The following is a 19,439-nucleotide window of genomic DNA, read 5'->3' on the forward strand; positions in this document are numbered from 1 at the left end:
GGGGAAATCGGCGCGCCAACGCTGCGGCGCGGTGCGATGTGGCGGTGCATAATGCACGCTATCGGTGCGCATTGACGGTGCATCGTTCGTCCACCATCACGGGAGTCAGTCTTGAAACGTACCCTGCTCTGTATGTCGCTTTTGCTTGGCATGTCGCTCGCGCGCGCGGCGACGCTCACCACGCCCTCGTTCATCGTCGAGGTGACGGTCAACTGCGAGGAAGGCAATGTCACGTGCGACGACGTCGGCTACGTCGGCACCAGCAAGAAGACCGGCAAGCGCATCAAGCTGCACGGCAAGACGATGCACACGCTGTGCGCCGACGGCGTGACGCCATGCCGATTCCTCGGCTACGAATTCCGCAACGGGAAAACCAATTACCAGGTTTTGGACGACGGAACGCTGCTGGTCGTGCAGGGCAAGAAAACGCTGCTCAATGAAAAAGGCGAATGGCAGTGAGCACGCCCAGATTCGAATCCATCGAAGCCTATCTGGCCTCGGTAGATGCGACCAAGGCCAAGACGCTCCGGTCCATCATCGATTTGATTCTGACCGAGTTCCCGCAGCTGGAAGCGAAGATCGCCTGGAACGTGCCGACCATCCACTACAAGGGAAAATATGTCGTAGGCTTGGCCGCCTATAAGCAGCATCTGACGTTCTCGCCATGGAGCCTGTTCGTCATGGAAGACTTCAAGGATAGGCTGAAGCGGTTCGTCGTCCTGAAGAACTGCTTCCACCTGCCCGTCGAATGGGACGTCGATCGGGAGCTGCTGAAGGATCTGACCCGCGCGCGCTTAGCCGAACTGTAACACCGGGGTCAGTTCCGGCATCGTGCCACGAACTTAGCCGTAGGACTGCGCTCCTGGTTCAGTCCGTGGCACGATGCCGGAACTGACCCCGCCCCATTCATCGGCGCAGCGGACGACGTCGCCGACGATAATGATGCTTGGGCTTCCCAGGCCGCTGTCGCGCAGGGCTTGTGGTAGTTCGCCCAGTGTCGTCAGCAATTGGCGCTGATGCTCGCGCGTGGCCGATTGCACCACCGCGACCGGGGTGTCGGCCGCCGCGCCGCCGGCAAGCAAGCCGGCCTGGATGGTGTCGATGCGGGCGACGCCCATGTAGATCACCAGCGTCAGGCCGCTCTGCGCCAGGGCTTTCCAGTTCGGCTCCGAGGCGGCGTCCTTGCCGTGGCCGGTGACGAAGGTGGCGCCCTGGCTCCAGGCGCGGTGGGTCAGCGGGATGCCGATGCTGGTCGGCGCGGCCAGGCCGCTGCTGATGCCGGGAATGACGTCGACTTCGATCCCTTGCGCCCGCAGCGATGCGCGTTCTTCGCCGCCGCGCCCGAACAGGTATGGATCGCCGCCCTTGAGCCGCACCACGCGGTTGCCGGCCCGCGCTTCGGCGATCATCAGGCGTTCGATGAATTCCTGCGGCGTCGAGGCGCAGCCGCCTCGCTTGCCAACCTGGATCACGCGCGCTCCAGCCGGCGCATACGCCAGCACTTCGGGATTGACCAGGTCATCGATCAGCACCACGTCGGCGCGCTCGATGGCGCGGATGGCTTTCAACGTCAACAGTTCCGGGTCGCCTGGGCCTGCGCCCACCAAAGTCACGCTGCTCATGTTGTTCTCCTTTAGCCAGCGGCGGCAAGCGCCGCGTTGACCATTTCGTCGATCTCGCCGGTGATGTTGGACAGGACGCCCGCCACCACCGAAAACTCTTTTCCTGCCTGCCCCGCCCGCGCCGCCACGATGCGGGCGTTGAACGCCACCATGCGCGCCTGGCGGTTGATGGTGTCGATGTCGGTGATCACGCCGCGCAGCTGCTTGCGCATCAGTCGCGCGTTCTGCTTGGCCTGCTCTTCGTAGATGCCGGTGATCTGGTTGAGGATCGCCAGCGTCGGCGTGGTGCTCTCCACCAGTTCAGCCAGCAGCTCCGCCGCTTGCGGCGATCCCTGCGCGACCGCCTTCAAGGTCCGCTCGCCCAGGTCGGCGAAGGCGATGATCTTCCTGTCGCCATCCAGCTTGCCGAAGTAGGCGTCGCGCAGCTCCGGGCAGAACACGCCCGGCAAGCCATCCGCCTCGCTCAACAGCGACTTATGCGCGCCGCGGAACAGCGCCAGCGCTTCGCGCGCCGTCGCCTCGCCGCCCGCATGCCCCTGCGACGCCAGCACCGCATACAGCACGATGCGCTGCGACGTGAAGCGCCGGCGTCCCGACAGGTTGATCAGCGCGCTGAATACCTCGCCGGACAGCGCCTTGCCGGCCGCGCCCTCCGGCGCCAAAGCGCGCATGGACATGTCCATCAAGCGGCTTCCTTCGCGGGATGCGCCTGTTTGCGATACAGGAACTCCAGCACCGCCGAACGGTACTCGGTGTAGCGCGCATCCTGCGCCAGCGCCACGCGGTCGCGCGGTCGCTCCAGCTTGACGTCGACGATTTCGCCGATGGTGGCGGCCGGGCCATTGGTCATCATGACGATGCGGTCCGACAGCAGCACCGCTTCGTCGACGTCGTGCGTGACCATGACCACGGTGGACTGGGTGGCGGCGACGATCTTCAGCAGCTCGTCCTGCAGGTGGGCGCGGGTCAGCGCATCGAGCGCACCGAACGGCTCGTCCATCAGCAGCACTTTCGGCTCCATCGCCAGCGCGCGAGCGATGCCGACGCGCTGCTTCATGCCGCCCGAGATCTCATGCGGACGCTTGGTTTCGGCCGCCGTCAGACTGACCAGGGCCAGTGCCTGCATGGTGCGCTCGCGCAGCTGCGCTTTCGATTCAGTCTTGCCGAACACGCGCTCCACGCCGAGGTGGATGTTTTCGTAGCAGGTCAGCCAAGGCAGCAGCGAGTGGTTCTGGAACACCACCGAACGCTCCGGCGACGGCCCGGCGATTTCGCGGTTGGCGCACAACAGCACGCCGTCGCTCGGTTTCAGCAGGCCGGCGATCAGGTTGAGCAGCGTCGACTTGCCGCAGCCCGAGTGGCCGATCAGCGTGATGAATTCGCCCTTGCGCACCGTCAGGTCGATCTCGCGCAACGCGTGGAACGTGCCCTTCCTGGTGTGGAAGACCATCTCCACGCCCTCGATATCGATGAATTTTGGATCGTCCATGACCAGCTCCTTAGTTCGATACTTGTTCGTAGGTGAAGGCGCGGGCCAGCGCCATCAGCGCCTGCTCCAGCAGCAGCCCGACAAAGCCGATGGCGACGATGGCGATGATGATGTGCGGTACGTTCAGGTTGTTCCACTCGTCCCAGACCCAGAAGCCGATGCCCACGCCGCCGGTCAGCATTTCGGCCGCGACGATCACCAGCCACGCGGTGCCGATCGACAGGCGCACACCGGTCAGGATGTACGGCAGCGCGGATGGCAGCAGGATCTTGGTCAGCACCTTCCACTCCGACAGGTTCAGCACGCGCGCGACGTTCATGTAATCCTGCGGCACGCGCTGCACGCCGACGGCGGTGTTGATGATCATCGGCCAGATTGAGCAGATAAAGATAGACCAGATCGCTGCCGGGTTGGCGGACTTGAACACCAACAGGCCGATAGGCAGCCAGGCCAGCGGCGACACCGGCTTGAGCAAACTGATGATCGGTCCGAACATGCTGCCGACGAACTGCACCCGGCCGATCAGGAAGCCCAGCGGGATGCCGACCAGCGCGGCCAGGCCGAAGCCGACGGCAACGCGCTGCAAGGACGCCAGCAGGTTCCAGCCTATGCCCTGGTCGTTCGGGCTGTTGCGGTAGAACGGATCGGAGAACAGCTTGATCGCTTCCTGCAGCGTGACCAGCGGCGTCGGGAAGGAGGCGTTGTTGACCGTGATGAGCTGCCATACCAGCACCAGCAGCGCGGCGCCCACCAGCGGCGCGACGATCTTCATGGCGGTGGTGGAGACCTGCTGGCGCACGCGCGCCGTCGAATTGGCGGCGAGAGGACGGCGCGGGCGGCGCGCCGGCGCGGTGGCTTCGGAGGATACGGCGGACGAAGCAGCGGCTGCCGGCGGCTCGGCGCCGTCGGATTTGAGCAAGGCGTTCATGGCATCTCCCGTATCAGGCTTTGATCTTGAACGAGGCAGCGAACGCTTTCGGGTTCTTGCCGTCCCATACCGAACCGTCCATCAGCTTCGACGTGCGCAGCGGGCTTTTCGGCACCGGCGTCTTGGTCATTGTCGCGGCGTCCTTGTACAGATCGATCTGGTTGACGGCGGTGGCCACGGCCAGGTAATCCGGATCGTCCTTCAGCAGGCCCCAGCGGCGATGCTGCGTCATGAACCACATGCCGTCCGACAGATACGGGAAGTTGACCGTGCCGTCGTTGTAGAACTTCATGTGATTGGCATCGTCCCAGGTCTTGCCCAGGCCATTCTGGTAGCGGCCCATGATGCGCTGGTCGATCGCGTCCTTGCTGGTGTTGACGTAGGACTTGTCGGCGATGACCTCGGCCATCTTGTTCTTGTTGGCCAGCGAAGCGTCGATCCATTTGCTGGCTTCGAGGATGGCGGCCATCATCGCGCGGCAGGTGTTCGGATTCTTGCGGGCGAATTCCAGCGTGGAGCCCAGCACCTTCTCGGGGTGGTCCTTCCAGATGTCCTGCGTGGTGGTGGCGGTGATGCCGATGCCGTCCATGATGGCGCGGTGGCCCCACGGTTCGCCCACGCAGAAGCCGTCCATGTTACCGACCCGCATATTGGCCACCATCTGCGGCGGCGGCACGGTGATGACCTTGGCGTCCTTCATCGGGTTGATGCCGTTCGCGGCCAGCCAGTAGTACAGCCACATGGCGTGGGTGCCGGTCGGGAAGGTCTGGGCGAAGGTGTATTCGCGCTTGTCGGTCTGCATCAGCTTCGCCAGCGACGCGCCGTCGACCGCGCCCTTGTCGGCCAGCTTCTTCGACAGCGTGATCGCCTGGCCGTTGTTATTGAGGCCCATCAGCACCGCCATGTCCTTCTTCTGGCCGCCGATGCCCATCTGCACGCCGTAAAGCAAGCCATACAGCACATGGGCCGCATCGAGATCGCCATTGGCCAGCTTGTCGCGCACGCCGGCCCACGAAGCCTCTTTGCTCAACACGAATTTGACGCCGTACTTCTTGTCGAAGCCCAGCACCGACGCCATCACCACCGAAGCGCAATCGGTCAGCGGAATGAAGCCGATCTTGATTTCTTCTTTTTCCGGTTTATCGGAACCCGCCGCCCATACGCCACCCGTTGACAATCCCAACATGCTTCCTCCTGCTACTAGACCTGCACCATGAATCAATTTTCTCCGTGTGACATTCACGTCGTCAGCGGCTGCTGCTGGCAAAACGGTGTCCGCTTGAGGCTTCTTGTGTTCCATGGTAATCCCTCTGAGTAGTCAGTCCAAAAAAAAACGCCTACCCAACATGAACTTGTTCATGTTTCGGTAGACGTCGTTGTCTTGGTGGGCCCCACCGCCGTTGGCGGGACACATCGTGCGCACCATTGCGCTTGCCTAAAGGCTATGCAATGTCCGTGCCAGCAGGGTTTACAGAGGGAGAAGGAGGAAAATCGCGGCGCGCGGGTGCGGCCTGATGGCGCAAAAAACGCACCGCGAACGCGCAGCGCATCATTTTGGACCGGCGTTAGCCCAGCAGGTCTTCGACGTCGAGGATGCGCTGGGCGACTTCGGACAGCTTGAGGTTTTTACTCATCGCCATGCTGCGCAGCTTCTGGTACGCCTGCTCTTCGGTGAAGCGCTGGCGCTCCATCAGCAGGCCCTTGGCGCGCTCGATCACCTTGCGCTCGGCGAGCTTGCTCTTGGTGTCGGACAGCTCGTCCAGCAGCTTCTGCTCGCGTTTGAAGCGCGCCAGCGCCACGTTCAGCACCGGCTTGATACGGTCGCTCTGCAAGCCGGCCACGATGTACGCGGAGACGCCGGCGGCCACCGCCGCCTCCATGCTTTCGGTGTCGTCGCTCTCGGTGAACATGACGATGGGGCGGCGCTCGTCGCGGGTGGCGATGACGATATGCTCCAGCACATCGCGCGCGTCCGACTCGGCGTCGACGATGATCATGTCGGGTTGAAGCTGGGAGATCCGCTCCGGCAGGTACATGTCCGGCGGCAGCGAGGCGATGATGTCGTAGCCCGCTTCCAGCAGGCCGATACGCAGCACGCGGGCGCGTTCGGCCTGTGCGCGCAGGAACTCGTCATCCTCGTCACCTGCGTGGATGATGGTGTTGACGACGACGATGCGTAGGTTGGCCATGACGGGATTCTACGGCACAAAACCGCAATCCCGCCAGCGCCAATATTTTTTAACGCGTCAGCGCTGCATGCCCCAGCGGCGTATCGTCAGTGTTTCGAGTGGACGAAATACCACGTTCTCCACCAACAGTCCGATCAGGATCACGGCGGCCAGGCCGGCGAACACCTTGTCGGTGTAGAGCTCATTGCGGTTCTGGAAGATGTACCAGCCAAGGCCTCCCTGGCCGCCGGTGGTGCCGAACACCAGCTCCGCCGCGATCAGCGTGCGCCAGGCGAAGGCCCAGCCGATCTTCAGGCCGGACAGGATGGACGGCAGCGCGGCCGGCACCAGAATGTGCACCACCAGCCGCAAGCCGCTCAGGCCATAATTGCGGCCGGCCATGCGCAGGGTCTCGGGCACGCTCTGGAATCCGGCGTAGGCGCCCAGCGCCAGCGGCCATAGCACGGCGTGGACGATGACGAAGATCAGGCTTCCTTTTCCAAGGCCGAACCACAACAGCGCCAGCGGCAGCAGCGCGATCGCGGGCAGTGGGTTGAACATCGAGGTCAGCGTCTCCAGCAGGTCTCGGCCGATGCGGGTCGACGCGGCCAGCGCGGTCAGCGCGAAGGCGGCGGCGATGCCGGCCAGGTAGCCTTGCAGCAGGACCGCCAGCGAGATGCGCACGCGGTCCGGCAGTTCGCCGCTGACGATGCCGTCGGCGAAGGCTTGCGCGGTTTGCAGGAAGCCAGGCAGCAGCAGGTCGTTGGCTTGCCAGCGTGCGATCAGTTCCCACGCCACTGCCAGCACGATCAGGATCGCGGTCTTGCGCAGCCAGGCTTGCTGCCATGCCCGTTGCGCCAGCGGCGGCGCGGCGTCGGCGGGACGCAGCGCGGCGGGCTTGGTGGCGTATTCGTATTCCTGCCGGATCGGCGGATCGAGGACCAGGCTCATAGCGCGGCGCTCCTGTCACTGTCGGGCGCGGCGGCGGCCGGCGCGCCGTCGCGCGATGGCTCCGCGCCGAACAGCAAGCCGTGAATGCGCTGCGCGGCGGCCTGGAACTCTTCACTGCCGGCGCTGTGCAAGCCAAACTGATGGCTGTTCAACTCCGCCCTCACCTGCCCCGGATGCGGCGACAACAACAGGATGCGATTGCCGATCACCAGCGCCTCCTCGATCGAGTGCGTGACGAACAACAGCGTGAAGCGCAGCTCCTCCCACAAGCGCCCCAACTCTTCCTGCATGTTGCGGCGCGTGAGCGCATCGAGCGCGGCGAACGGCTCGTCCATCAACAACACCTCCGGCTGCATCGCCAGCGCCCGTGCGATCGCGACGCGCTGCTTCATGCCGCCGGACAGTGTATGCGGATGCGCGTTCTCAAAGCCGCCCAAGCCCACCTTGGCGATCCAGTGCAAGGCGCGTTGTTCGGCTTCCTGCTTGTTGAGCCGCTTGGTCATCAGCAGCGGGAACACCACGTTCTCCTTGACCGTCTTCCACGGCGGCAGCTGGTCGAACTCCTGGAACACCACGATGCGGTCCGCTCCCGGTCCCTCGACCGTCTTGCCATCGATGCTGATGCGGCCCGCGCTCGGCTTGATGAAGCCCGCCGCCGCTTTCAGCAGCGACGACTTGCCGCAGCCCGAAGGCCCGAGCAGCACGAAACGGTCGCCGCGATACACGTCGAAGCTGACGTCATGCGTGGCCCGCGTCGCGCCGTACTCCAGGCTCACGCCCTCCGCCTTCAGCAAAGGCGCCACGCCGACCGGCGGCCGTACAACCTGGAAGCTCATGCTCTCATCCCCCTTGTGTGATGACCGGATCGTCGAAGAAGTAATCGCGCCAGCTGGCCGGCTGCTTCTTGATCGCGCCGACGCGGTACAGGAACTGCGCCAGTCCATAGGTATTCTGAGGTGCGACGCTGAACTGCACCTGCGGGTTCTTGATAATCTTCAGCAGCAGCGCACGATCGATCTTGCTCTTGCTGATACGGATATACGCGTCGGTCGCGCCTTCCGGATTCGCGGTCGCGTACTGCGCCGCTTCCGCCAACGCGGCGGTGAAGGCGCGATAGGTCTTCGGATTCTCCTTGCGGAATTTCTCGGTCGCGTACAACACGGTGGCGGAGCTTGGGCCGCCCAGCACGTCGTAGGAATTGAGCACGATGTGCGCGTTCGGATTGCCCGCGAGTTCCTGTTCCTGGAATGGCGGACTGCCGAAGTGGCCATTGATCTCGGTGCCGCCGGCGATGACGGCGGCGGCGGCGTCCGGATGCGGCAAGGTCTGGGTGAACTTATCCAGCCGCGCGAACTCCTTATCGCCCCACTGCTTGGCCGTTGCGTATTGCAGGATGCGCGACTGCACCGATACCGTCACCGCCGGCAATGCGATGCGGTCCTTCTCGGTCAGGTCGGCGATGGTCTTGACCTTGGGGTTGTTGCTGACCAGGTAGTAAGGGAAGCTGCCCAGCGATGCCACGCCCTTGACGTTCTGCTTGCCGTTGGTACGGTCCCAGATCGTCAGCAGCGGGCCGACGCCGGCGCCGGCGATATCGATGGCGCCGGACAGCAGCGCATCGTTCACCGCCGAGCCGCCGGACAACTGTGTGCGTTCGACATTGATGTCGATACCGTTCTTCTTGCCGTGCTTCTCGATCAGCTGCTGGTCCTGCGCGATGTTCAGCAGCAGGTAGACGATGCCGAACTGCTCGGCGATGCGGATACGACCTTCGGCGTGCGCCGGCGCGGCGATGGCGCAAATTAAAGTGAGCACTGCTGCTGGAATCAATCTGGACATGGGTTTCCTTGTTGTCAGAAAGGCGTGTCGCCTTCGATGGTGGTGCGGTACAGCTTGCGGCGCAGATGCGGCGGCGTGCCGCCCGCCAGGTGCATCAGCGAACGGTTATCCCAGAACACCATGTCGTGCGGCGCCCAGCGGTGGCGGTAGACATGCTCCGGCAGCACGCTGTGCGCATACAGTTCGGCGAGCAGCGCGCGGCTTTCGTCTTCCGGGATGCCGACGATGCGGGTGGTGAAATGCTCGCTGACGAACAGCGCCTTGCGGCCGGTCTCGGGATGCGTGCGCACCACCGGATGCACCACTGGCTTGACCTCGTCGATCTGCGCTTGCGTCAGCGCCGGACGAAACGGGCTGCGGCGACGCAGTTCTTCGTACTGCGTCAGGTAACTGTGTTCGGCGCGCGCGTCCTGCACGGCGTTGCGCAGCGCGGTCGGCAAGGTGTCCCAGGCCAGGTGCATATTGGCGAACAGCGTATCGCCGCCCTCTTCCGGCAGCTCCTGCGCGTGCAGCATCGAGCCGAGGCTCGGCGTTTCCTTGTACGACAAATCGGAATGCCAGAAGTGGCCGGCGTCGCCGAGGCCTATCGGCTGGCCGTCTTCGATGATGTTGGAGATGATCAGCACTTCCGGGTTCGAAGGCAGCTGGAAGTTGCGCAGCACGTGGATTTGCAGCGGGCCGAAACGGCGGCTGAAATCGACCTGCTGCTGCGGCGTGATGCGCTGGTCGCGGAACACCAGCAGGTGGTGGTCCAGATGCGCTTTATGAATGCGCTGGAAGTCGCGTCGCGACAGCGGTCGGTTCAGATCCAGGCCGATGATTTCGGCGCCCAGTGGCGCGTCGAAGAGTTCGACCTCGAAGGTATCCTGGAGAACGGCAGACATGGCACTTGCCCATTGAATGAGTATGTGCCCAGTCTATGCCGCTCTGCTTATTTAGAAAACGAAGCTTATCCGATATCGATATGTGAATAGCGCCTATGCGCGGCGCGGCCAGGCGGCGGCGGTGACGGCGATCAGCACCAGCGCCACCAACGAACCTTCGATGCCGAAGGCGCCGCCGGTCAGCATGGCGTTGCCCAGCAGTTCGCCGCGCAGCAGGCCGTCGGTGGCCGCGTGCCCCGATACGGTCGATGAAAATACCTGGCTGACGCAGTAGTTCCAGGCGATGTGGGTGCCGATGCAGATCCAAAGCCGGCGCGTCTTCATGTAGAGCGCGGCTTGCAGTACGCCGTAGGCGGCAATCACCGAGATCGCCAGCACGGAGACGCCTTCGTTGGGCAAATGCGCCAGACTGAATAGCAGTGCCGAGATTACGATCGCTGCCTTGCTGCCCAGCGAACGCTCGATGACGCCGAAGATCACGCCACGGAACATCATCTCTTCGGCCATGCCGACCAGGACCAGTTCGGCCAGCGGCAGCAGCATGGTCGCGCTGGCGGCGTTGACGCCGTCGAAGCGGTAGGCGCCCAGCGCGGCCAGTACCGCGAAGGTCAACGCCACCAGGCCGGCGCCGATCAGCAGGCCGGCGCCCAGTTCGCGCGCCATGCCTTGCGTCGCCAGTTCGGTGGGCTGGCGCTTTTCGATGCGGCGCACATAGAAGCGGTAGCCGAACCATACCAGCACGGCGGCCAGCAGCTGCGGCCAGACGATGCGGTACGGCTTCGCCACCAGTTGCGAGGCGAGGATCATCGTCAATGGCACGGCGGCGAAGGTCAGCACGAGGCCGAGCACGATGCGCACCACGGGGTTGGCCATCAGGCGCGATGACAGGGTCGGTTTGGGCGTTGCCATGCTCAGCGTAGTTTCCATAATCGCTTTCAGGGAGTTGGTCGTACTTTCTTGGTTGCGGCGCGAATCCGCTCGCCGAAGGGGCGTTGTTCGAGGACGGTGATGGCTTGCGCCAGACAGTCCGACAAAGGGAACGGCAGGTCGGCGTCGAGGCTATCGGCGGCGCGCTTGGTCGCCTTCCAGCACGCTTGCAGTTGCGGCAGCAGCGCGGCACCCTGTGGGCTCAGTCGCACCATGCGCTGCCGGCCGTCCGCGCCGTCGGCGGCGACCAGCAGCAGGCCTTCCTTCTTCATCAGCGCCACGGTTTGCGTCGCCGCCGGCTGGGTGATGCCGGCCAGTTCGGCCAGTTCACCGATGGTCGCGCTCTGCTGCTGCGCCAGCGCGCGCATCACCGGCGTGTAGCGCGGCCGGTAATCCAGGCCCGCGTCCACATAGGACTGCTGAACCGCGCCGTCCAGCAGTTCGATCAGGTGACGTAGTTGAGTGCCGAGTCCTTGTTTCATGACCCGATATTAGCACCATTTACATAAGCGCTTATATATATTTTTGCTGGCTTATTTGGTGATGTTCAGAAAAGGAACCGGCGCGTCACCATACAAGGTGGCAGGCAGCGCGTCGGCCTGCGCGGCGGCGGTCTTCAGCGTGACGTAGGCCTGGCCGGCGGCGGTTGCCTTCATCGCGCCGGCCTCGGCTTCGGCGACGGCTCGATCGAATAGCGCACGGTCAGGCTGACCTTCATCGGCTGCGTGTCAGCAGTGCTGCCATCGGCATTCTTGATCTCGGCCTCTTCAGCGCGGATGTTAAAGATGGTGAGGGCGGCTGCGTTGGCGAGCGCTGTATTGGAGTATTTCATCTGGCGTTCCTTTCAATGGAGGAACAGCCAGCGTAGCGAATATTGATTACCGCATTTAAGCCGCCGCAAGAGGGAGGCCATCGGGATGATGGCCTCGACTTGCTTAGGCGGCGGCGTACACCGACAGTCGCTTGGCGACGCGCGAGGACAGCTGGTCGTGGCCGTTGACGGTGATTTCCAGATCCTGCAGCTTGCCGTCGTTGATGCCGTAGACCCAGCCGTGCACCGTCAGGTCCTGGCCGCGTTCCCACGCGTCCTGCACGATCGTGGTCTGGCAGACGTTGGACACCTGCTCCACCACGTTCAGCTCCACCAGACGCTCCGAGCGGCGCTGCTCATTGACCACGGTGCCCATGTAGCGCTCGTGCTTCTGGTGCACGTCCTGCACGTGGCGCAGCCAGTTGTCGACCAGGCCGACGCGGGTGCCGGTCATCGCCGCGTGCACGCCTTTGCAGCCGTAGTGGCCGACGATGATCACATGCTTGACCTTCAACACGTCGATCGCGAACTGCAGCACCGACAGCGCGTTCAGGTCCGAGTGCACCACCACGTTGGCGATATTGCGGTGGACGAAGACGTCGCCCGGCGCGAGGCCCAGCAGCTCGTTCGCCGGCACCCGGCTGTCTGAGCAGCCGATCCACAGGTATTCGGGCGCGGCCTGGTTGGCCAGGCGGTTAAAGAAGTCGGGGTCGCGCTCGACCTCCGACGCCGCCCAGCGACGATTGTTTTCCAACAGGCCGCGCAGCGGGGATGTGCTCTTGTCCAAATCGCTCATGATGCTCCTCTTTTACATAAGAAGACCGCCGGACTGCCGAAAAGGCAGCGCGGCGGTCTGATATTACCAGCCCTGCATGACGCCCAGGTTACTCAAAGAAGTCCTTGACCTTGTCGCGCCAGGTTTTGCTTTGCGGGCTATGCTTCGAGCCGCCTTCGGTGGTCAGCTTCTCGAAATCGCGCAGCATGTCCTTCTGCTTCTCGGTCAGCTTGACCGGGGTCTCGACCGCGACGTGGCAGAACAGATCGCCCGCGAAGCCGGAACGCACGCCCTTGATGCCCTTGCCCTTGAGGCGGAAGGTCTTGCCCGACTGGGTGCCTTCGGGGATCGTAAACGATACTTTACCAGACAGCGTCGGCACTTCGATATCGCCGCCCAGCGCCGCCTTGGCGAAGGAGATCGGCATCTCGCAGTGCAGGTCGTCGCCTTCGCGCTGGAACACGCTGTGGGGCTTGATATGGATCTCCACATACAGGTCGCCCGACGGTCCGCCGTTGGTGCCCGGTTCGCCGTTGCCGGACGAGCGGATACGCATGCCGTTGTCGATGCCGACCGGGATCTTCACTTCCAGCGTTTTGTTGCGCTTGATGCGGCCCTGGCCTGCGCACGCGGCGCATGGCTCGGGAATGATCTTGCCGGTGCCGTGGCATTTCGGGCAGGTCTGCTGGATGCTGAAGAAGCCCTGCTGCATGCGCACCTGGCCGTGGCCGGCGCAGGTCGAGCAGGTGACCGGCGAGGTGCCAGGCTTGGCGCCGGAACCGTGGCAGGTGTCGCACTTGTCCCACGACGGTACACGGATGGTGGTGTCGAAACCGTGCGCCGCCTGTTCCAGCGTGATCTCCAGGTTGTAGCGCAGGTCCGCGCCCCGGTAAACCTGCGGGCCCTGGCTGCGACCGCGGCCACCGCCGCCGAAGATATCGCCGAAGATGTCGCCGAAGGCGTCGCCGAATCCGCCGGCGCCGCCGCCGAAGCCACCGCCGCCGCCCATGTTCGGATCGACGCCGGCGTGACCGTAACGGTCATACGCTTCGCGCTTCTCCGGATTGGTCAGCATCTCGTAGGCTTCTTTGACTTCCTTGAATTTTTCTTCCGACTCTTTGCTGTCCGGATTGCGGTCCGGATGGTACTTCATCGCCAGTTTGCGATAGGACTTCTTGATCTCGTCTTCCGACGCGTTTTTTGCGACACCAAGTGTCTCGTAGAAATCACGCTTTGCCATATTGTCGGGACCTTGCTGTATTTATACCGTGTGCTGATTATGTGAAAAAGCCGAGCCGGCACCGCCTAGGCGGCCACACGGCTCGGCGCTCGCCGCGCCCCGAAGGGCGGCGGCGATCTTACTTGCCGATTACTTGCTGTCTTTGACTTCTTTGAAGTCGGCGTCGACCACGTCGTCCTGTGGCTTGGCCTGCTCGGCGCCGGCGCCTGGCTGCGCGCCGCCTTCAGCACCGCCGCCGGCCGCAGCCTGCTGCGCCTGCATGTCGGCGTACATCTTCTCGCCCAGCTTCTGCGAAGCGGTCGACAGCGATGCCACTTTGGCGTCGATTTCAGCCTTGTCGCCGGCCTTGATCGATGCTTCCAGATCGGTGATCGCGGCTTCGATCTTCTCTTTCTCGCCCGCTTCCAGCTTGTCGCCGTATTCGGTCAGCGACTTGCGGGTCGAGTGCACCAGCGCGTCGGCCTGGTTGCGCGATTCGGCCAGCTCTTTCACTTTCTTGTCTTCTTCGGCGTTGACTTCGGCGTCCTTCACCATCTTCTGGATCTCGGCTTCGGTCAGGCCGGAGTTGGCCTTGATCGTGATCTTGTTCTCTTTGCCGGTGGCCTTGTCTTTGGCGCCGACGTGCAGAATGCCGTTGGCGTCGATGTCGAAGGTCACTTCGATCTGTGGCGTGCCGCGCGATGCCGGCGGGATGCCTTCCAGATTGAATTCGCCCAGGCCTTTGTTACCGGCCGCGATTTCGCGCTCGCCCTGGAACACCTTGATGGTCACCGCAGGCTGGTTGTCATCGGCGGTCGAGAACACTTGCGAGAACTTGGTAGGAATCGTGGTGTTCTTGTGGATCATCTTGGTCATCACGCCGCCCAGGGTTTCGATACCCAGCGACAGAGGCGTCACGTCCAGCAGCAGCAAGTCCTTGCGCTCGCCCGACAGCACCGAGCCTTGAATGGCTGCGCCGACGGCGACGGCTTCGTCCGGATTCACGTCTTTGCGTGGATCTTTGCCGAAGAACTCTTTGACCTTTTCCTGCACCTTAGGCATACGGGTCATACCGCCGACCAGGATGATGTCGTCGATGTCCGAAACCTTGACGCCGGCGTCCTTGATCGCGGTGCGGCATGGTTCCATGGTCGCGTTGATCAGTTCTTCCACCAGCGATTCCAGCTTGGCGCGGGTCATCTTCAGAGTCAAGTGGACCGGCGCGCCGTTCGCCATGGCGATGTACGGCTCGTTGATTTCGGTCTGCTGCGACGACGACAGTTCGATCTTCGCGCGCTCGGCCGAAGCCTTGATGCGCTGCAGGGCGATCGGATCTTTTTTCAGATCCAGGCCGTTGATCTTCTTGAACTCTTCGATGATGTAATCGATGATGCGTTGGTCGAAGTCTTCGCCGCCCAGGAAGGTGTCGCCATTGGTCGACAGCACTTCGAATTGTTTTTCACCGTCGACGTCGGCGATCTCAATGATCGACACGTCGAAGGTACCGCCACCCAAGTCATACACGGCGATCTTGCGGTCGCCCTTTTCGGTCTTGTCCAGGCCGAAAGCCAGCGCGGCGGCGGTTGGTTCGTTGATGATGCGTTTGACGTCCAGACCGGCGATACGGCCAGCGTCCTTGGTCGCCTGGCGCTGCGAGTCGTTGAAGTACGCAGGCACGGTGATGACGGCTTCGGTGACTTCTTCACCGAGGTAGTCTTCAGCGGTCTTTTTCATTTTGCGCAGCACTTCAGCCGAGATCTGCGGCGGAGCCAGTTTTTTGTCGCGTACGCCGATCCATGCATCGCCGTTGTCGGCTTTCATGATCGAGTAAGGCATCAGGCCGATGTCCTTCTGCACTTCTTTTTCGTCGAACTTGCGGCCGATGAGGCGCTTGACGGCGAACAGCGTGTTTTTCGGGTTGGTCACAGCCTGGCGCTTGGCCGGCGCGCCGACCAGGATTTCACCATCTTCTTGGTAAGCAATGATCGATGGCGTCGTGCGTGCACCTTCGGCGTTTTCGATTACCTTTGGCTGACCATTTTCCATGATGGAAACGCAGGAATTTGTGGTTCCCAGATCGATACCGATAATTCTACCCATGATTTTTCTTCCTTTTTGCTAAGTTCAGATGGTACTAATATGTGGAAAAGCTGTATGTTTTCAAGTGCTTATTTAGCTTGCGCGGCGGTGACGATGGCGGGACGCAGCAGGCGGTCCGCGATCATATAGCCTTTTTGCAGTACGGAAACAACCGTATTCGCTTCCTGGTCGGCAGGCACCACGGCGACCGCCTGGTGCTTGTTCGGGTCCAGCTTGTCGCCCTGGGCCGGCAGGATCTCCAGCAGGCGGTTTTTCTCGAAGGCCGAGGTCAGTTGCTTGAGCGTCATTTCCACGCCTTCCTTCAGCGACTCGATCGATGGCGTTTCGACTTTCAGGGCCATTTCCAGGCTGTCCTTGACCGGCACCATGGCCTCGGCGAAGCTTTCGACGGCGAATTTATGCGCCTTGGCGACGTCTTCCTGGGCGCGGCGACGGATGTTTTCACCGTCGGCCTTGGCGCGCATGAAAGCGTCGTGCATTTCGGCCAGTTTCGCTTCGGTAGCGGACAACTGCTCTTCCAGCGAAGGCTGATCCGAGGTCGATGGCGGGGCCGACGCAGCGGCAGCGGCCGCTTCTTGATTAGGGGGTACGGCTTGGTTTTCCTGATCTTGCATCTAGAGACTCCTACAATCGTATTTGTTTGACATTACTTTTGTTACTGCACTGGCTGCAAATGGGGCGATAACCTACCTTTTCAAGGGTTATTCTGCTCATCGCTTAATCAGCGCGCGCAATTCATCAGCCGGCTATTTTAACAGGCTGGCACTCGTCGCCCGCAAGTGCTGATTACGGTGCGGCAGGGGAATTGTGGCGCGGTTGCCTCTTTTCAGTCGGCGGCGCCAAGTTGCAAGGCGGCGGTGCGGGCGGTCTCCGCCTCTTTTTTGAGCAGCTCGCGCTGGGACGGCGACAGCTGGGTCGGCCAGCCGATCATGTGCTGCTCGGCGATTTCCGCCAGCGCGGCGATCCAGACCGGGGATTCGTTCAGGCAAGGGATGTAGTGGAACTCGCGGCCGCCGGCCTGTTCGAAGTCGTGGCGCACCTCCATCGAGATCTCCTCCAGCGTCTCCAGACAGTCGCCGATGAAGCCGGGGCAGATCACGTCGACGCGCTTGACGCCGTCGCGCGCGAGCTGCGCCACGGTCGGCGCGGTGTACGGCTGCAACCACTCGGCCTTGCCGAAGCGGGACTGGAAAGTGACCACATACTGGTCCGGCGTCAGCTTGAGGGCGGCGGCCAGCAGGCGGGCGGTCTTCAGGCATTCGCAGTGATAAGGGTCTCCCAGCAGCAGCGTGCGCTTGGGGACGCCGTGGAAGCTCATCACCAGCTTGTCCGGGCGGCCGTTGGCGTCCCAGTGGTTCAGCACAGATTGTTGCAGCGCGCGGATGTAGCCGTCGTGGTCGTGGTAGTTGCGCACGAAGCGCAGTTCCGGGATGTTGCGCACCGTGCCGTAGTGGTCGAACACGGCGTCGCAGATCGAGGCGGTGGTGGTGCCGGAGTATTGCGGATAGGCGGGCAGCACCAGGATGCGGTCGCAGCCGTCGGCCTTCAGTTTGGCGAGTACGTCGGGCAACGACGGCGAGCCGTAGCGCATGGCCATGGCCACGGTCAGGTCCTGATGGCCGCGTTCGCCGAGCGCGCCGCGCAGGTAGAGCGCTTGCGCGGCGGTGTGGACTTTCAAGGGCGAACCTTCGCGGGTCCAGATCGTTGCGTATTTTTTAGCCGATTGGCCGGAGCGGAACGGCAGGATGATCAGGTTGAGGATGAACCACCAGACCGCCCTCGGGATCTCGACCACGCGCGGGTCGGACAGGAATTCCTTCAGGTAGCGGCGCACGGCGGAGCGGGTCGGCGCATCGGGCGTGCCGAGGTTGACCAGCACGATGGCGCTGCGGCCGACGGCGCCGTGCTTGTAGGGTGGTTCTTTTTGGAAGGTCATGAAGGCGGAGGAGTCGAATGGGATCAGCCGCCATCTTAACGCACGCTTGGGGGTCAGGTCTGCCAATCGCACACAAGCTCGACCAGAGTACGGCCGCGTCCGTGTGCGAATGGCAGACCTGACCCCGGATTTTTCATGAGGCGAGTAGTTCGCGGGCGTGCTTGCGGGTGGTGGCGGTGATCTCCAGGCCGCCCAACATGCGCGCCACTTCTTCGACGCGGGCCTTGGCGTCCAGCACGTCGATGCGCGAGGCGGTCTTGCCGTTGGCCAGCGTGCCTTTCGCCACCTGGAAGTGCTGGCCCGCCTGGCTGGCCACCTGCGGCAGGTGGGTCACGCACAGCACTTGCCGCTCCTGGCCCAGCCGACGCAGCAAACGCCCCACCACTTCCGCCACGCCGCCGCCGATGCCGCTGTCGACCTCGTCGAAGATCAGCGTCGGGGTGGTGGTGGCGTTGGACGTGATCACCGAAATCGCCAGCGAGATCCGCGCCAGCTCGCCGCCCGACGCCACCTTGGCCAGCGGCCGCGCCGCCACGCCCGCGTGGCCGGCGACCAGGAACTCGACCTGCTCCAGGCCGTAGGCGCTCGCCTCCACAGGATTCAGCGCGACTTCGAAGCGCCCGCCGGTCATGTTCAATTCCTGCATCGCCTTGGTGACCGCCTCGCCCAGCTGGCGCGCGGCCTTCAGACGCGTCACCGACAGCGCGGCCGCTTCGTCCAGATACGCCGCCTTCAGCTTCTGCTCCTGCTTGCGCAAGCCGTCGATGTCGCTGGCGTCGGCGATGCGCGCCAGGCGCTCGGCCAGCTTGGCGTGCTCCTCCGGCAGCTGCTCCTCGGTGACGCGGAACTTGCGCGCCGCCGAATGGATCGCATCCATCCGCGCCTCCACCTGATGCAGCCGCGCCGGATCCAGCTCCACCCGATCCAGGTAATCGTTCAACGCATACACCGCCTCCTGCAACTGGATGCGCGCCGGCTCGATCAGGTCGACGATGGCCTGCAGGCCGGTGTCGATGCCGGCCAGCTTGCCCAGCTTCTGGTTCAGCGACGACAGCTGCGACAGGATCGGATGGTCTTCGGCTTCGGAGATGGTCGCCAGCGCCTCCTGCGCGCCCTCCAGCAGACTGGCGGCGTGCGACAGGCGGCTTTGCTCGTTGCTGACCTCGGCCCACTCGCCCGGCTTGACCGCCAGCTTTTCCAGCTCGTTGACCTGCCACTCCAGCCGCTCGCGCTCGTACAGCACGTTGGCGGCGTTGGTCTCGAACTCCTCCAGCTGTTTCGCCAGCGCGCGCCATGCCTTGTAGGCCAGCGACACCGCCTTGGCCTCGCCCGCCGCGCCGGCCTGGCCGTCGAGCAGCACGCGCTGCGCTTCGGTCTTCATCAGCGATTGATGCGCGTGCTGGCCGTGGATGTCGACCAGCATGTCGCCGACCTCGCGCAGCTGCGCCGCCGTCGCCGCGATGCCGTTGATGTAGGCCTTGCTGCGGCCGGCGTTGTCGATCACGCGGCGCAGCAGCGCGCCGCCCTCCTCGACCGCGAACTCGTTGGCCGCCAGCCAGGCGCCGGCCTGCTCGCTGAGCGCGAAATCGGCCGTGATGTCGGCCTTGGCCGCGCCCTCGCGCACCACGCTGGCGTCGCCGCGTCCGCCCAGCGCCAGGGTCAGCGCGTCGATCAGGATCGATTTGCCGGCCCCGGTCTCGCCGGTGAAGACGGTGAAGCCGGCGGAGAATTCCAGTTCGATGGTGTCGACGATGACGAAATCACGGATGGACAGGGTGCGGAGCATGGAT

Annotated in this window: 22 protein-coding genes; 2 read left to right on the forward strand and 20 right to left on the reverse strand. The window is 63.4% G+C overall.

The genetic code is table 11. The features are described 5' to 3' along the window. The first annotated feature begins 132 nt into the window (after positions 1-132). Together GW587_RS21640 and GW587_RS21645 are read left to right on the forward strand one after the other, a co-directional pair. The gene (locus GW587_RS21640; RefSeq protein WP_166106678.1) at positions 133-459 is read left to right on the forward strand and encodes a hypothetical protein; all 327 of its coding nucleotides are present in this window, start codon (positions 133-135) and stop codon (positions 457-459) included. After that, on the forward strand, positions 456-809 hold the full coding sequence (locus GW587_RS21645; RefSeq protein ID WP_166106679.1) for an iron chaperone: 354 nt from the start codon (positions 456-458) through the stop codon (positions 807-809). The genes GW587_RS21640 and GW587_RS21645 overlap by 4 nt, the downstream gene beginning before the upstream one ends. 33 nt (positions 810-842) lie before the next feature. Here the strand turns inward: GW587_RS21645 and cobA are convergent, their stop codons facing one another. The 20 genes from cobA to recN form a co-directional block, all read right to left on the reverse strand. Continuing rightward, positions 843-1,622, reverse strand: a complete 780-nt coding sequence (cobA, locus tag GW587_RS21650; protein ID WP_166106680.1) for a uroporphyrinogen-III C-methyltransferase — start codon at positions 1,620-1,622, stop codon at positions 843-845. Positions 1,623-1,633: 11 nt separating this feature from the next. Continuing rightward, complete coding sequence (locus tag GW587_RS21655; protein ID WP_166106681.1) at positions 1,634-2,305, reverse strand: methyl-accepting chemotaxis protein; 672 nt, start codon at positions 2,303-2,305, stop codon at positions 1,634-1,636. Beyond that, positions 2,305-3,111, reverse strand: a complete 807-nt coding sequence (locus GW587_RS21660) for an ABC transporter ATP-binding protein (RefSeq protein WP_166106682.1) — start codon at positions 3,109-3,111, stop codon at positions 2,305-2,307. The genes GW587_RS21655 and GW587_RS21660 overlap by 1 nt, the downstream gene beginning before the upstream one ends. A 10-nt stretch (positions 3,112-3,121) precedes the next feature. Continuing rightward, positions 3,122-4,039, reverse strand: a complete 918-nt coding sequence (gene ntrB, locus GW587_RS21665; protein WP_166106683.1) for a nitrate ABC transporter permease — start codon at positions 4,037-4,039, stop codon at positions 3,122-3,124. Positions 4,040-4,052: 13 nt separating this feature from the next. Then, entirely contained in the window at positions 4,053-5,225 is a 1,173-nt protein-coding gene (locus GW587_RS21670; RefSeq protein ID WP_166106684.1) for a CmpA/NrtA family ABC transporter substrate-binding protein, read from the reverse strand. A gap of 379 nt (positions 5,226-5,604) precedes the next feature. After that, positions 5,605-6,228 carry an ANTAR domain-containing response regulator gene (locus GW587_RS21675; RefSeq protein ID WP_166106685.1) on the reverse strand — a complete coding sequence of 208 codons (624 nt, stop codon included), beginning with the start codon at positions 6,226-6,228 and terminating at the stop codon, positions 5,605-5,607. Between the two features lie 57 nt (positions 6,229-6,285). After that, positions 6,286-7,158, reverse strand: coding sequence for an ABC transporter permease (locus GW587_RS21680; protein ID WP_166106686.1), 873 nt, complete (start codon positions 7,156-7,158; stop codon positions 6,286-6,288). Then, complete coding sequence (locus GW587_RS21685; RefSeq protein WP_166106687.1) at positions 7,155-7,994, reverse strand: ABC transporter ATP-binding protein; 840 nt, start codon at positions 7,992-7,994, stop codon at positions 7,155-7,157. The genes GW587_RS21680 and GW587_RS21685 overlap by 4 nt, the downstream gene beginning before the upstream one ends. Before the next feature lie 4 nt (positions 7,995-7,998). After that, positions 7,999-8,997, reverse strand: coding sequence for an ABC transporter substrate-binding protein (locus GW587_RS21690; RefSeq protein WP_166106688.1), 999 nt, complete (start codon positions 8,995-8,997; stop codon positions 7,999-8,001). Positions 8,998-9,011: 14 nt separating this feature from the next. Then, on the reverse strand, positions 9,012-9,881 hold the full coding sequence (locus tag GW587_RS21695; protein ID WP_166106689.1) for a TauD/TfdA dioxygenase family protein: 870 nt from the start codon (positions 9,879-9,881) through the stop codon (positions 9,012-9,014). A gap of 93 nt (positions 9,882-9,974) precedes the next feature. Beyond that, the gene (locus tag GW587_RS21700) at positions 9,975-10,790 is read right to left on the reverse strand and encodes a CPBP family intramembrane glutamic endopeptidase (protein ID WP_166106690.1); all 816 of its coding nucleotides are present in this window, start codon (positions 10,788-10,790) and stop codon (positions 9,975-9,977) included. 26 nt (positions 10,791-10,816) lie between these two features. Continuing rightward, positions 10,817-11,290, reverse strand: a complete 474-nt coding sequence (locus GW587_RS21705; protein WP_166106691.1) for a MarR family winged helix-turn-helix transcriptional regulator — start codon at positions 11,288-11,290, stop codon at positions 10,817-10,819. 51 nt (positions 11,291-11,341) lie between these two features. After that, positions 11,342-11,464: a hypothetical protein gene (locus GW587_RS31680; RefSeq protein WP_267878124.1), complete on the reverse strand. Its 123-nt coding sequence runs from the start codon at positions 11,462-11,464 to the stop codon at positions 11,342-11,344. Continuing rightward, complete coding sequence (locus GW587_RS31055; protein ID WP_207393596.1) at positions 11,461-11,640, reverse strand: hypothetical protein; 180 nt, start codon at positions 11,638-11,640, stop codon at positions 11,461-11,463. Before GW587_RS31055 ends, GW587_RS31680 begins: the two co-directional genes overlap by 4 nt. A gap of 103 nt (positions 11,641-11,743) precedes the next feature. After that, the gene (gene can / locus GW587_RS21715; protein ID WP_166106692.1) at positions 11,744-12,415 is read right to left on the reverse strand and encodes a carbonate dehydratase; all 672 of its coding nucleotides are present in this window, start codon (positions 12,413-12,415) and stop codon (positions 11,744-11,746) included. A gap of 88 nt (positions 12,416-12,503) precedes the next feature. Then, entirely contained in the window at positions 12,504-13,634 is a 1,131-nt protein-coding gene (gene dnaJ / locus GW587_RS21720) for a molecular chaperone DnaJ (protein ID WP_166106693.1), read from the reverse strand. A gap of 129 nt (positions 13,635-13,763) precedes the next feature. Continuing rightward, entirely contained in the window at positions 13,764-15,713 is a 1,950-nt protein-coding gene (gene dnaK / locus GW587_RS21725) for a molecular chaperone DnaK (protein ID WP_166106694.1), read from the reverse strand. 68 nt (positions 15,714-15,781) lie between these two features. After that, entirely contained in the window at positions 15,782-16,327 is a 546-nt protein-coding gene (grpE, locus tag GW587_RS21730) for a nucleotide exchange factor GrpE (protein WP_166106695.1), read from the reverse strand. 212 nt (positions 16,328-16,539) lie between these two features. Further along, the gene (gene hemH / locus GW587_RS21735; protein ID WP_166106696.1) at positions 16,540-17,649 is read right to left on the reverse strand and encodes a ferrochelatase; all 1,110 of its coding nucleotides are present in this window, start codon (positions 17,647-17,649) and stop codon (positions 16,540-16,542) included. Between the two features lie 133 nt (positions 17,650-17,782). Continuing rightward, on the reverse strand, positions 17,783-19,435 hold the full coding sequence (recN, locus tag GW587_RS21740; protein WP_166106697.1) for a DNA repair protein RecN: 1,653 nt from the start codon (positions 19,433-19,435) through the stop codon (positions 17,783-17,785). Between the last annotated feature and the right edge of the window lie 4 nt (positions 19,436-19,439).

Source organism: Duganella aceris, assembly GCF_011090165.1.
GTDB classification, from domain to species: Bacteria; Pseudomonadota; Gammaproteobacteria; order Burkholderiales; family Burkholderiaceae_D; genus Rugamonas; species Rugamonas aceris.